At 62.9% G+C, this 13,561-nt stretch carries 9 protein-coding genes; 6 read left to right on the top strand and 3 right to left on the bottom strand.

Annotated elements, in window-relative coordinates:
* Window position 1 precedes the first annotated feature (1 nt).
* Window positions 2-3,268, bottom strand: coding sequence for a WD40/YVTN/BNR-like repeat-containing protein (locus ACLL97_RS02240; protein ID WP_411278844.1), 3,267 nt, complete (start codon window positions 3,266-3,268; stop codon window positions 2-4).
* A 154-nt stretch (window positions 3,269-3,422) separates the two neighbouring features.
* On the opposite strand from ACLL97_RS02240, the gene ACLL97_RS02235 reads away from it, so the two are divergent.
* Window positions 3,423-5,654 (top strand): S9 family peptidase, encoded by a 2,232-nt coding sequence (locus tag ACLL97_RS02235; protein ID WP_411278843.1) that lies wholly within the window; start codon window positions 3,423-3,425, stop codon window positions 5,652-5,654.
* Between the two features lie 138 nt (window positions 5,655-5,792).
* Here ACLL97_RS02235 and ACLL97_RS02230 read toward each other — a convergent pair whose 3' ends face one another.
* Together ACLL97_RS02230 and ACLL97_RS02225 are read right to left on the bottom strand one after the other, a co-directional pair.
* Window positions 5,793-6,638 (bottom strand): hypothetical protein, encoded by an 846-nt coding sequence (locus ACLL97_RS02230; RefSeq protein WP_411278842.1) that lies wholly within the window; start codon window positions 6,636-6,638, stop codon window positions 5,793-5,795.
* Window positions 6,635-7,048 (bottom strand): hypothetical protein, encoded by a 414-nt coding sequence (locus tag ACLL97_RS02225; protein WP_411278841.1) that lies wholly within the window; start codon window positions 7,046-7,048, stop codon window positions 6,635-6,637. Before ACLL97_RS02225 ends, ACLL97_RS02230 begins: the two co-directional genes overlap by 4 nt.
* A 344-nt stretch (window positions 7,049-7,392) precedes the next feature.
* On the opposite strand from ACLL97_RS02225, the gene ACLL97_RS02220 reads away from it, so the two are divergent.
* The 5 genes from ACLL97_RS02220 to ACLL97_RS02200 all read left to right on the top strand — a co-directional run bounded on the left by ACLL97_RS02220 (window position 7,393) and on the right by ACLL97_RS02200 (window position 13,512).
* Window positions 7,393-8,334, top strand: a complete 942-nt coding sequence (locus ACLL97_RS02220; RefSeq protein WP_411278840.1) for a hypothetical protein — start codon at window positions 7,393-7,395, stop codon at window positions 8,332-8,334.
* 810 nt (window positions 8,335-9,144) lie between these two features.
* Window positions 9,145-10,086 (top strand): RimK family alpha-L-glutamate ligase, encoded by a 942-nt coding sequence (locus ACLL97_RS02215; RefSeq protein WP_411278866.1) that lies wholly within the window; start codon window positions 9,145-9,147, stop codon window positions 10,084-10,086.
* A gap of 55 nt (window positions 10,087-10,141) precedes the next feature.
* Window positions 10,142-11,494 (top strand): circularly permuted type 2 ATP-grasp protein, encoded by a 1,353-nt coding sequence (locus tag ACLL97_RS02210; RefSeq protein ID WP_411278839.1) that lies wholly within the window; start codon window positions 10,142-10,144, stop codon window positions 11,492-11,494.
* Complete coding sequence (locus tag ACLL97_RS02205; protein ID WP_411278838.1) at window positions 11,494-12,291, top strand: gamma-glutamyl-gamma-aminobutyrate hydrolase family protein; 798 nt, start codon at window positions 11,494-11,496, stop codon at window positions 12,289-12,291. The genes ACLL97_RS02210 and ACLL97_RS02205 overlap by 1 nt, the downstream gene beginning before the upstream one ends.
* Window positions 12,292-13,512 carry a carboxylate-amine ligase gene (locus ACLL97_RS02200; RefSeq protein ID WP_411278837.1) on the top strand — a complete coding sequence of 407 codons (1,221 nt, stop codon included), beginning with the start codon at window positions 12,292-12,294 and terminating at the stop codon, window positions 13,510-13,512.
* The last annotated feature ends 49 nt before the right edge of the window (window positions 13,513-13,561 follow it).

The following is a 13,561-nucleotide window of genomic DNA, read 5'->3' as shown; positions in this document are numbered from 1 at the left end:
ATTATCCGATCGGTTTCTTGGGAGCTACGAACACGTTGGGTACGCCAAGTCGCGTGAGCAACGCATTGAACTGCTGGAGATCATTGTCTTCCAGCTGCTGCAGCGTATTCAGCTGCACGTTCAGCTTCGTGGAGAGATCGGTGAGAATCTCCCCATGCTGTCGTGTAGGTGGATTGGTGCCTTCGTTCACTTGACCGTTCAGTGTGACGAACATCTGATACAGCTTGATCGGATAGTTGAGCGTGGCCTGATCGGCCTTGGTGTACACCTCGTACACCTCGGCGCGCACCGCTTCCAGCTTCTTGCGCAGCGCGGTCGCCATGGTCTTCACCGAGTCCGCATACGCCTGGGAACTGGCCTGACGTGCGCGCTGATCGAGCTGTTGTTGCAGATCCTGCATGCGCGCCACCGCGTCGGTAATGCTGGTAATGCGGGCCCCGACCGCCGCGGCGGCATCGAACTGCGCTTTGTATTCGGCTGCCGCGAGTTGTACGCGCGGATCGGCGCGCACCGTAACGCCACGCGACAGGGTATCCGTGCCCACGATGAGTCGAACCGTGTAGTTACCCGGCACCGCCATCGCGCCTTCGTAGGAGCCATCGTCGTTGATCGAGCCGGGAATCCGCTTCGGGCCCGTGTACATGAGATTCCACACGAAGCGGTTTGCGCCGGCCCGCGCGTGGACCACGGAGTCGGCTGGGGCGTAGGAGAGCTGCACCACGTTCTGCAATGCGCGCGCCGCGTTGGCCGCCGAGTCGGCTTGCGCGTTGCCGGTGCTGTCCTTCTTGTCGGGGGCATCGCTGGCAAAGGTGCGAATCACCGTACCGTTCGACTCGAGGAATTGCAGGGTGATCGGTGACGCCGGCTTGGACTTGAGCCAGTAGTCTACGGTGACGCCGAACGACGGATTGGCGCCCGCGCTGCCGCTGCGACCGCCACCGCTTGCCCAGCGAACTGCCGGAGCCGGCACGAACAGATGCGTGGCGTTCGTGGTGATCGAGTCGCCCAGCGCGCGCAGCGTCGAGATATCATCAAGCGACCAGAACGCGCGACCATGCGTGGCAACAATGAGATCGTTGTCGTGCACGCGCACGTCGCGGATGCTTACGCGCGGCAGGTTGAGTTGCAGCGGCTCCCAATTCACGCCGTCGTTGAACGACGTGTAGATGCCGGTTTCTGTGCCGGCGAAGAGCAACCCCTTGCGCTTGCCGTCGCTACGGATGGCGCGCGTGTACGCCCCCACGGGAATGCCGGCGTCGATGCGCGTCCACGTTGCGCCGTAGTCGGCGGTCTTGAACAGGTATGGCGTGAAGTCGTCCTGCTGATAGCGGTTCGCGGCGAGGTACGCCGTGCCGGCGTCAAACGGTGAGGCTTCGATGATCGACACGCGCGTGAACTTCCCGAATGCCTTCGGTGACACGTTCTTCCACGTGGTGCCATTGTCGGTGGAGACGTGCACGAGTCCATCGTCGCTGCCCGTCCAGAGTACGCCCGCTTTTATCGGCGATTCAGCAAAGGCGAAAATCGTGGCATACCACTCGGTGCCGGTCATGTCACCACTCACGGGGCCGCCGCTGCGTCCCATGGTATTGGTGTCGGCGAGCGTGAGGTCGCCGGAGATCTTGTCCCATGACGCCCCCTGATTCTTCGAGCGCCACACGTACTGCGAGGTGGTGTAGAGCGTGGTCGGATCGTGCGGTGAGAAATGGATCGGGAAGGTCCATTGGAAGCGCTGCGGCACATCTTTCACGGCGATGCCGTCGTAGTTGCCAAGCCACACCGACACGTCGCGCCGCGTATTGGTCTTCTTGTCGTGGCGCGTGAGCTGCCCCATGTAACACCCGCCGAACGTGACGTCCGTATTCTTCGGATCGATCGCGATGTAGGCGTTTTCGCAGCCGGCCACCGGGAACCAGTCGCGCTCACCGATGAAGCCGTTGTCGGAGCGACTCGCGATCGATACCGTGCTGTTGTCCTGCTGCGCCCCGTATATGCGATACGGCTGCTGCGTATCGGTAGTCACGTGATAGAACTGCGACGTGGGCTGATTGCCCTGCGTGCTCCAGGTGCGGCCGCCGTCCATCGAGATCGTCGCGCCGCCATCGTTGCCGTTGATGAGGCGGTTCGGATCCTTCGGATCGACCCACATGATGTGCGTGTCGCCATGCGGAACACGTATCGGCGTGAACGTGCGTCCACCATCGATGGAGCGATGCACCGTGAGATTCATGACATACACGGTGTTCTCGTTCATCGGATCGGCCGTCAGGCTCATGTAGTAGAACGGCCGCACCACGAATTTCTGATCGCTACTGGTGCGTGACCACGTGGCGCCGGCGTCGTCGGAGCGGAACACACCGCCCAAGGAATCTTGCGCTTCGATATTGGCGTACACGCGCTGCGAATTTGCGGGAGAGACCGCCACGCCGATTTTCCCGATCAAGCCCTTCGGCATGCCCGGGTTAAAGGTGAGTTCGGTCCAGCTGTCTCCGCCGTCGGTGCTCTTCCACAGGCCGCTGCGACCGGCACCGGCATTCATGCCCCAGGGCGTGCGCTGGAACTTCCACATCGAGGCATATACAATGCGCGGGTTGTTCACGTCGATCGACAGATCGGCGGCGCCGGTGCTGTCGTTGAGGAACAGCACCTTCTTCCACGTCGCGCCACCGTCAGTGGTGCGAAAGACGCCGCGATCCGGCGACGGGCCAAAGGCGTGACCGAGCGACGTCACGAACGCGACATCGGGATTGGCAGGGTGGACGCGCAGCGACGTGATCTGCTGGGCATTGGCGAGGCCGCGCGGCGTCCAGGTTTGCCCGCCGTCGGTGGAGCGGTACACGCCGGTGCCGTAGGTGAGGTCTTCCCGCGGCTTGCCTTCGCCGGTGCCGACCCAAATCACATTGGGGTCGCTCGCGGCCACCGTGATCGCGCCGACCGATGAGATGTCGGTTTTGCCATCGGTGATGTTATCCCACGACTGACCGGCGTTGGTCGTTTTCCAGACACCGCCATTGACGGCACCGAAATAGAAGACCAACGGCTTCGTGGGATCGCCGGTCACGGCCGTCGCGCGGCCTCCCCGTGACGGGCCCACGTTGCGCCAGCGAAGCGCCTTGAAGGCGCGATTCGTCTTCGTGCCGTCGCTGTACAGGGTGGGGTCGTACGCGGGGCGCTGGGCCGGGGCGTTTTGCGCGGCGGCTGGCATCGCGCTGAGCAGCAGGAGCGCAGCGGTGGCACCGCTGCGACGTATTAGAGAGGGTGAACGCATCTGGGGACGTTGCCAGTGTTCGGCGCCGGGTGCAAGATCAGCCGACTTTCGGCGTTCCCCTTCCGTTCAGAGGCTGTCCATGCGAAACGTGCCCGTTCGATCGTTCTTTCCCTCTGCCACACGGCTGGCAGCCTGCGGTACCCTGCTGGTTTCGATGGCCTCCCCGCTTTGGGCACAGGCAAAACGGCCGATGGCCTGGGTGGATGCGCAGCGGCTCCGCTCCGTGTCCGGCACGGCCATCTCGCCCGATGGCAACCAGATGCTCTACGCGCTCACGACGCCGAACTGGCAAGAAGCGACGACCCAGAGCGACCTCTATCTGGTTCGCACCGACCGCGGTCTGGAGACCACCCGCCAGCTCACCTTCACCGCCGACAAGAACGAATCCTCGCCGCGCTGGGCGCCCGCCGGCGGATGGTTCGTGTTCTCGTCGAACCGCGACGGAGCCGCGAGCGATGCAAAGCCGCAGCTCTTCCTGATGCGCGCTGATGGTGGAGAAGCGCGTCGCATCACAAATGCGAAGGAAGGCGTGAGCACATTCGCCTTCAGCAAGGACGGACAGTGGTTGGTGTATCGCAGCGGCAAGTCCAGCGAGGAACAGCTCTATGCACTCGCGATGGCGTCGCTCGATGGCGGAACGCCGCTCGACTCCCTCACGCCCACGCCGCTCACCACGCACCCGACCGGCGTGGGTAGCTGGGAGCTCGCCCCCGACTCCCGTCGTCTGTACTTCATCACCGCCGACACTGTTGACGCCGACGAGAAGGCGCGTGTGGAGAAGAAGTTCACGGTGGCCGTACGGAACGCCGTGACGTCGATCAACTCGCTGTGGATGGTCGACCTGGCGTCGGCCTCGCGGCCGACTACGCGCGTCACGCGCGACACGTCGCTGGCGGTTACCGCCTTTGTGATCGCGCCCGATAGCAAGTGGGTGGGCTTCACTGCCGTGCCCAACGATCGCTACAAGCGCAATATCACCGAGCAAGGGATCTACGCCGATCAGTTCCTGCTCGACACGCGCGATGGCAGCATCGAGCGCCTCACGAAGAACGACGAGTCGGCGGAGTCGGGATTCTCCTTCGCACCCGACTCGCGCACGATCGCGTTCTCGGCGTCCGATGACATGACGACGTACAACATGAAGAACCGTCGCGTGTACGTGCGCGCGACCGACGCGAAGGGCGCTGCACTGCGGAAGATCGGTGATCTCGACGGCGACGTGAGTGCGGACTGGTGGTCGGCCGACGGCCGGACGATCTATTTCAACGAAGGCTTCAAGGCCACGCAACAACTGTTCGCACTCGATGTGGTGTCGGGTAAGGTGAAGGCGGTCACCGACGTGAAGGGCGTGATCTCGGTGACGCAGGATGAGGCCACGAAACGCCTGATAATCTCGTATCAGGATCCGACGACGACGCCGTCGCTCTTCACCGTGTCGTCGCTCGCGGCGTTGGTGTCGCGGAGTTCGTGGACCCAGCTCACCGATCCCAATCCTTGGGTGCGTGAGCAGCTCGCGCTCGGTGAGGAGGCCGAAGTCACCTGGACGTCGAAGGATGGCAAGAAGGTGGGCGGTGTGTTGCTCAAACCGGTCGGCTATCAGCCCGGCAAGAAGTACCCGCTCATCGTCGCCATTCACGGCGGCCCGGCGGCGGCCGACCAGCTGTCGTTCAATGGTGGTTACGGCGCGCAGGTGTACGCGGGGCAGGGCTGGGCGGTGCTGATGCCCAACTACCGCGGCTCCACGAACTACGGCGAGGTGCACAAGAACGGCATCGTGGGCAATTACTTCGAGCCGGGCTACAACGACATCATGACCGGCGTCGACGCCCTCATCGCGCAGGGCTTGGTGGACGAGACTAAAATGGGCGTGTTGGGCTGGAGCGCCGGCGGCCACTGGAGCAACTGGATCCTCACGCACACCGACCGCTTCAAGGGCATCTCGAGCGGCGCCGGCACCTCGAACTGGATTTCGATGTACGCGCAGAGCGACGTGCAGCGGAACCGTCAGTACTACCTCGGCGACAAGCTCCCGTACGACGATTTCGATGCGTACTGGAAGCAGTCACCGATCAGGTACATCCGCAACGCCAAAACACCGACGATGATTCACGTGGTGGAAGGCGATCCGCGCGTGCCGAGCCCGCAGAGCGTCGAGCTGCATATGGGGCTCAAGCGCGTTGGCGTGCCGACGGAACTGTTCATGTACCCCGGCGCCTCACACGGTATTCCCGACGCGCGGAACCGGCTTGTGAAGAGCACGGCCGAGATGGCGTGGATGAACTACTGGGTGCTCGGCAACGGCAAGAAGTTCTCGTGGCGTGAGGTGCTGGAAACGCTCGAGGATCCGAAGGCCGAGAAGAAGGTCGAGGTGAAGGGCAACAACTGATCGGCGGCGGGTGGTAGGCAGAAGAACAGATCACACAGAGAAATAGAGACACAGAGAAAAAGAGCAAAAGTGAAGGAATTTCTCCTTTTCTCTTTTGCTCTTTTTCTCTGTGCGATCAGTTCCTACGATGCCGGCCGACTATGGACACCCCTTGGCGACAATCGGAGCGGGACACGCACTGCCGTCGCCGGCACACGACGCGGCTCGCATGACCAGGCGATCGACAAAGCGGGTGATCGGAAAGCCGTCGTCGGGAAGCACGTCGAGTGTGGGCCAAGCCTTCACGAGATTGGCCATGATGCGGGCGTGCTCCCGCGGCGAACGAATCGCCGGGCTTTTCGCGGTGCGTCGCAGCTGGGCGAGGTCGAACATCAACCACGCATTTTCGTCGGTGATCTCGCCGACGGCATGTTCGCTGCGATCCTTCACGTCGCCTTCGTGCAGTCGGACCGCGATGGCGAGGGCGGAGTTCAGCGTAGAGAGCGCGGCCGATTCCTGACCGCCAGCGAGTTCCACGGCGGCCATGCCCTGCAGAAAGGTGATACTCTCGCGGGTGATGTTGCTGCCGACCGACGGAACGTCGCCGTAGGCCTTGACCAGCACGCTGCGCGCTTCCGTCACCGCTTTTCGGGACGCCAGCAGGCGCACCAAGCCGTCGGCGCTTGACCGATCGCCCGGGGGGGCGGCGGTGACTGCCTCACGAAGAATCACGGTGGAGCTGTCGGCGCAGCTGCGCAGCATCCACAGATCAGCTCGGCCGCGCCTGGTGGCTTGTTCGGTCGCGAGGTCGCCGGAAGTGCGTGCGGCAGAGCCCGCTTGTTCTAAGGTGCGAAGCGCTGAGTCGAGTTGTCCACGCAGCGCGAGCGCACGGCCCGCGCGCCAGAGCTCGGCGGCCTGGCCGGACTGTGCGCCGAGGTCACGTGAATCGACGGCGGACACGAGCACCGCTGCCGCGGCGATCACGCGCAGTAAGAGACTGGTCAACCGAGCACCAGCCCCGGCAGGGGCGAGGGAGCAGAGAGCGCGTCTTGCGCGGCCATAAGGACGGAGGCGGGAAGGGGTGAAGTGCCGGCCCGCTTGGCGGCTTCGACGACCATCGAGAGTGCGCGGGCCTGCGCCGCATATGCCGCAAGAAGGGCACCACCGGCCCCTGGGATCGCCACGATGTCCTGAGCCAGATCATCCAGATGACGAACCAACGCGCCACCTTGGCAAGCGGTGTGCGCCGCGCTCGCGCCCTGCGCTACGTCACGGTCGTGGCTCGATTCCTGGTGCGACGAGGACTGCCAGAACCCGGGAAACGCCGACGTCGCCAAGGCTTCCTGTACTCGACCATTGCTCGACGCCATGGCGGCCAAACGGCGCCGCGCGACCTGTGATGACTCAAATCCCACGTGAAATCTCCGGAAAGTGCCGTCTGTCAGGGGTTTACACGGGGTTCACCCGAGTTTGCTCTTGACAGGAACGGTCCTGTTACATAAATGCGACAGTGATGACGATGCGGTACAGGCGGGGATAACCGCATGCTATGGCGTTGCTTACTGCAGATGATTCGTGGTTCGGCGTTTTCCTGATGCCGAACGGGCGCCTAGCATGTCGGCGGCGCGGAGCAGAACGGACTCGATCGGTCACTCGGTCGTCGCCGGCGTGTGCTTCGATCAGAGGTTTGAGGCCTGCTCCAACACCACGTCGGGTGTCGGACAGGGTACGGTTCGAGCTCTCCCCTGGAGGAGGCTGGATGCACGTCCTCACCCCGGTAGCTGAACGTGATCTTGCGGCGAGGGATCTGGCGGAGCTCGCCAGAACCACCCTCGACGATCACTGGGCCGTGGCCGCGATTCCGAGCGAGCGGCGTGCGCTGCTGCTGGAGCGGGCTGACGCGGCTGCCCTTCGCCCCGGAGACGGACTTGGCGAACCGATTGCCGACGGACTGGCACTGCTCGGCACCGCATACGAGTTGGCGGCCCTCAGCCAGCTCGATGCCGCGCTGCAGCCGGCCCCCAGTGCCGGACGCGATCTCGCCCAAGCCGTGTTGGCCCTCGGGGCGGCGCGCGCCTTCCGCTGCTCGGCGGCGCTCCGATCGCCCACCGACGACGGCGAATCGGCCGTGAAGTGGGCGCTCAAGCTTGGCGCCCTCGCGCTCGTGTCGCGACAGACCGAGGCCTACATTCGCTGGTGGGCAGTCCGCAATCACGTCACCGAGACCGTGCACCAGGCGGCGCTGCGTCTCGAGCACGAGCCGTGGGAGGCGTACGCCCGCGGGACGCTGTGGATGGCCTGGCTGGGGCTGATGGGCGCCCCAATCGCAGCGCACGCCGATAGCGCCGCCGAGGAGTTGCCGATGCTGTCCGCCACGCGGAATCGACTGGCGGCGTTCCGTGAGCGTCGGGCTGACCATGAAGTGCCGGGCGAAGGCCCGCTCCTCAATACGGCCGCCTTGCGCGCCCGCATGACGGAGTTCGCGATCCGTCATCTGGCCGACGCAACCGAGCTCCTTACGGTGGCCGTGCTCCGACGCACACTGCCCGATGTTTCGGGAGAGTTCAAGCTGCACTTGAGCGCGGCGCGCTCCGCCATGGCTGGCGATCATGGACAGGACGTATTGCTGGCGTGGCTTCAAGCTGCCGGCGTTACGCTGGCAGGCGGCGTGACCGCCCAGCTAGAACTCCCAGGATTCTAGTCCGTCCACCTTTCGACGCGCCTCCGGACGCGCGTGTTGAGGCACGCCAGACGCGATACACGCGGCGTCCGCTGCTGCCCACTGGGAAGGCGATCCGCCCCGCGCCGAGGGGAAGGATGTCGGCCATCATGGCCCCGATGGCGAGGCGCGTCGCTTCGTCTGCGGCCGGCTCGGCGGATTCCGTCTCAATGCGGTACCACGTGGTCCCGCTCGTGCCCTCGACGCAGACCAAATACTGGTCGTCGTTGCTCCAGAACGCGGTCATCCGGTCACTGTCCAGGCCCATGTGGAGAGGCAGGGATGTGAGGGGAGCCGGGTCGATGGTGCCGAGTGGGGCGCTGCAGGAGACGACATGCATGAGCGTTATCCAGGAAGGGCAGAAACGTGAGCACCGTCTTTTGGACTTGCGTTGGATCAGCGGTGGGCGGTGATGTTATGACGATCTAGGCGTCAGCGCAATACGACCGGAAGTAGCTAAGTTGTTGATCTCGTTGTGGATATACGTTGAAACGTGTGTGGATAAGTCGGTAACTCCGCATCGCACGGGGAGATCGCCCCTCCGTGGTTGTGGAAAAGTGGTTCCGTGATACCCTGCCGCTTTGCGGCTGCGTGGGGTGGTTTGTCCACATAACGTGTTGTCACAAAAGTGCTTTTCTGTTGTTTGCTAACACATCTCCGCAAGCGGTTTGCGTGCGGCATCGGCGAACCCGGCCGTACCGCGGACAAACCACACGGGACCATGGCGAAGCCGCGCGTTTTGGCGCATTCTCCCGTGATCACGCGCCCCTTATGAGGAGTACAGACGTGTCGATGGAACCACGGATTGGATTGCTGGTCGGCCGGGAATGGTCGTTTCCCCCTGCCTTTCTGGAGGCAGTGTCGCGCCGGAAGTCTGGTGTCACCGCAGACTACATCACGCTCGATGCGACCCGCATGGGACAGGACGTCCCGTATTCGCTGATCATCGACCGCATTTCGCATGAGGTCGGGTTCTACCGCACCTTCCTCAAGCACGCGACGCGCATGGGGACGACCGTGGTCAACAACCCATTCATGTGGTCGGCCGACGACAAGTTTTATGACGCTACGGTGGCGATCCAGAATGGCGTCGCACACCCGAAAACGATGATCCTGCCCAATAAAGACTACATCCCGGGCATCTCGCACACCGAGTCGCTGCGCAATCTGGCCTATCCGCTCGACTGGAAGGGCGTGGCCGAATACATCGGGTTTCCATGTGTGCTCAAGGATGCGCACGGCGGCGGCTGGCGCGACGTGTACATCTGCGCGTCCATGGAAGAGCTGGTCCACCACTACAACAACAGTGGACTGCTCACGATGGTGGTGCAGGAGTTCATCAAGTGGGACGCCTACGTGCGCTGCATGGCGCTGGGCCGCGCGGAGGTTCTGCCGATGCCCTACGACCCAGGGGAGCGCCGTTATATCCCCGACCCGGGCTACTTGGGCAAAGAGCTCGAGGCGCGCTGTATCAAGGATTCGCTCACGCTCTGCAATGCACTGGGATACGACATGAACACCGTCGAGTTTGCTGTGAAGGATGGGATTCCGTACGCCATCGACTTCATGAACCCCGCTCCCGACATGGACATCTATTCGCTCACGCCGACCTACTTCGAGTGGGTGGTTGAGCACATGGCAGACCTCGCGATCACGTTGGCGACGGCGCCGCGTGTGTTGCCGACTGGGGTGGTGATTGGGGAGCAGAGTAAGGGGGTAAGCAGTCGGGAGTAGGGAGAAGGGTGTACACGCTGGCTTCTTCGCTGGTCACAAATTTTACCGACGACTTATGTCCACATCCGCCATCGCGCGATACCACGACACGTTGCAGGATCGCGGCCTTGCCGAGGCGAGTGCGGAAGTGCTGGACCGACAACTGCGCCACGACGGGCTCTTCTTTGGGGAGCGACCACTGTGCAGCGTGTTGCGTCCGCGTTTCCTCAGTCTTGCCCAGTACCGGCAACTGGCCCGCGCCTGCGCGTTGGTGGGCGCCGCGTTTGAAAAAGTTCGGGTGGCGGCGATGGCGAACGCGGCCTTACGCTCCCAGTTCGGCCTGACGGCGTGGGAGGAGCAGTTGATCCACGCCGACCCTGGCTTCGATGTCGCCAGTCCGACCTCGCGACTCGATGCCTTTTTTGCGGAGGGGGGCGGGGGGCTCAAGTTTACCGAGTACAACGCGGAGACCCCCGCCGGCGCGGCGTACAACGACGCGCTATCGCGTGCCTTCCTGTCGTTGCCCGTCATGCACGAGTTCGGTCGGACGCATATCGCGATGCCGCTGCCGGCCACACCGTCGGTCGTGCACTCGCTGCTCAACGCGTTCTACAGTTGGCGCGGCGTGCGTGAGGCGCCCACGATCGTCATTCTCGATTGGAAAGAAGTGCCCACCTATAGCGAGTTCGTGCTCTTCGAGCGGGAGTTCACAGCGCTGGGGATCGATGCGTTCATCGGCGATCCGCGCGATGCGGAGTACGCAAACGGAAAGCTGATGATCGGCGGAAAGCACGTTACGATGATCTACAAACGCGTGCTGATCGACGAACTGGTCACTCGAGAAGGGCTCGGCTCGCCGGTGATTCAAGCTGTCAGAGAGGGTGCAGTGTGTATGGTCAACCCGTTCCGTTGTAAGATGTTACATAAGAAGGCCTCACTTGCCGTGTTAAGTGACGAACGGCAGGCGGCGTTGCTCACCCACGACGAGCAGGCGGCCGTCGCCGCGCATGTCCCGTGGACACGTGTGGTGGAGGCGCGACACACGCAGTATGGCGCCAGTCAGGTCGATCTCTTGGAATTCACTGCCGCCAACCGCGCCACCCTCGTGCTCAAGCCAAACGACGAATACGGTGGAAAGGGCATCGTGCTGGGGTGGACGGTGAACGATGCCGAATGGGAATCGGCCATTCGGACGGCCCTTGCCGAGCCGTATATCGTGCAGGAGCGGGTGGAGGTGCCCAGCGAACTGTGGCCGGAGTGGACCGACGGCGCGCTTCATCTGGGCGAACGCATGCTCGACACCGCTCCCTTCCTCGCCGACGGTGTTACGATGTCCGGCTGTCTCACCCGCATTGCAACCGATCCGCTGCTGAATGTCACCGCCGGCGGTGGCTCGAACGTTCCTACTTTTCTCGTCGAACAACGCTGATGTCGTCTTTCAAGCGCCCGGTGATTGGGCTTACTACGCAAACGCTGCACTCGATCGATGGCATCCCGCCTGGCTTGCCATCGTCATGGGTGATGAATCAGCGCTACTTCCTGGCCGCCACCATGGTCGGTGCAGTGCCTTGGATGATTCCGCTGCTCGACGACGATCTGCTCACCTTGCGCGAGATCTATGAACGGCTCGACGGCCTGCTTATTCCCGGTGGCGTCGACATCAGTCCCGCCGAGTACGGCGAATCGATCCGCAAGGAATGCGGCAATCTCGACCCGGCGCGTGACCGCGTGGAGCTGCAGTTGGTGCGCTGGGCGATCGAAGACGGCAAGCCGGTCCTTGGGCTTTGTCGCGGTCTTCAGGTCATCAACGTGGCCTCGGGCGGTACCCTCTGGCAGGACCTCGCCTCACAAAATCCTGCATTCAACAAGCACGATTTTTTTCCGACGGCTGGCTTCGAACGCGACCATTTAGCGCACGCGGTGGATATCGTTTCGGACACAAAGTTGTCACGCTTGCTTGAATCCACACGGTCGCCCGTAAACAGCATGCATCATCAGGGCATCAAGCAACTCGGGCAGCGGCTGGTGGCATCGGCGACCGCCGACGATGGATTGATTGAGGCGGTCGAGGGCGACAGCGATGCCTTTCTCGTTGGGGTGCAGTGGCACCCGGAAGTTTTTGAGATGGCGGATCCTCATACCCGGCATCTGTTTGGCGGCTTCATTCGGGCTGCTATGGATTGGTCCACCGCGAACAGCACGTCCCGTGTGGGCGTGGGGGGTTAAGTGCGCGCACCGAGCCTGACCGTTGGAATCGAGGAAGAGTATCAGATCATCGACCCTGTCACGCGTGACCTCACGCCGGGGTTCGATGCGCTGGTGTCGAGTAATGACGCGCAGTTGGCGGACGTCAAAGCAGAACTCCACCAGTGTCAGGTGGAGATCGGCACCAAGGTGTGCTCCTCGATTGCCGAACTGCGCTCGGAGCTCGTGAAGCTGCGTGGACTGGTTATCAAGGCGGCGGGCCAGCATGGCCTCACCATCGCCTCGGCCGGAACGCACCCCTTTTCGAACTGGATGAACCAGGAGATGACGCCCAAGGAGCGATACCTTGGCGTGAAGGCGGAGTTGCAGGACTTGGCGCACCGCCTGCTCATCTTCGGCACGCATGTGCATGTCGGCATTGAAGATCCGGAATTTCGCATCGACTGCCTCAATGCCGCGCGCTACATTTTACCTCACATTTTATGTCTGTCCACATCGTCGCCCTTCTGGTTTGGGCGCAACACGGGTCTGCATTCCTATCGCAGCATCGTGTTCAAGAATTTCCCGCGCACCGGTGTCCCGCGGATCCTGAACGGATGGGGGGACTACGCCGATCTCGTGGACACCCTCGTGAAGACAAGAAGTATTCCTGACGGATCGAAGATCTGGTGGGATGTGCGTCCGCACCACATCTACCCGACGCTCGAGTTCCGCGCCTGCGATGTGAACACGAAGGTGGACGAGGCGGTGTGCATTGCGGCGATCCTGCAGGCGGTGGTGGCCAAGATGTGGAAGCTGCGACGCGACAACATGACGTTCCGGGTGTATGCCCAGGATCTCATTGAAGAGAACAAGTGGCGCGCGGTACGCTGGGGCCTCGGCGGCAAGCTGATCGACTTCGGTAAGAAGGAAGAGCTCCCGGCGCCGGTACTCATTCGCGAGCTGGTAGAGTGGTTCCTCGACGACGTACTCGACGAACTCGGTACCCGGAAGGAAGTCGAGTACGCGTTCCGTATCCTCGATGAAGGATCGAGTGCACAGCGTCAGCTCGCGACGTACGCCAAAACCGGAGATCTCCGCGCCGTGGTCGATCAGCTCATCCGCGAAACCGCCGAAGGGGTGTGCGAACCATTTCTTGGTCCGCCGCTCGACTCGGTGCACTCGCGTGAAGCAGCGGTACCCGGGTCGATGCCTACACCGACGGCGCCGTTGTCCGCCGTGCGAGGGCAGTCGGTCCCGTAGCGGCCGCATACAGGGATTCCCCTACGCGGGCCTTGTTAGAAATACGAAT

The organism is Gemmatimonas sp. (assembly GCF_046594945.1).
Taxonomy (GTDB): Bacteria; Gemmatimonadota; Gemmatimonadetes; order Gemmatimonadales; family Gemmatimonadaceae; genus Gemmatimonas.
This window is presented reverse-complemented; position numbering and strand designations above follow the sequence as displayed.

What these genes read in the sequence shown, in the direction of transcription:
- ACLL97_RS02240 (WP_411278844.1), bottom strand. Translation starts at nt 3,268, where the DNA reads ATGCGTTCACCCTCTCTAATACGTCGCAGCGGTGCCACCGCTGCGCTC.
- ACLL97_RS02235 (WP_411278843.1), top strand. Translation starts at nt 3,423, where the DNA reads ATGGCCTCCCCGCTTTGGGCACAGGCAAAACGGCCGATGGCCTGGGTG.
- ACLL97_RS02220 (WP_411278840.1), top strand. Translation starts at nt 7,393, where the DNA reads ATGCACGTCCTCACCCCGGTAGCTGAACGTGATCTTGCGGCGAGGGAT.
- ACLL97_RS02215 (WP_411278866.1), top strand. Translation starts at nt 9,145, where the DNA reads ATGGAACCACGGATTGGATTGCTGGTCGGCCGGGAATGGTCGTTTCCC.
- ACLL97_RS02210 (WP_411278839.1), top strand. Translation starts at nt 10,142, where the DNA reads ATGTCCACATCCGCCATCGCGCGATACCACGACACGTTGCAGGATCGC.
- ACLL97_RS02205 (WP_411278838.1), top strand. Translation starts at nt 11,494, where the DNA reads ATGTCGTCTTTCAAGCGCCCGGTGATTGGGCTTACTACGCAAACGCTG.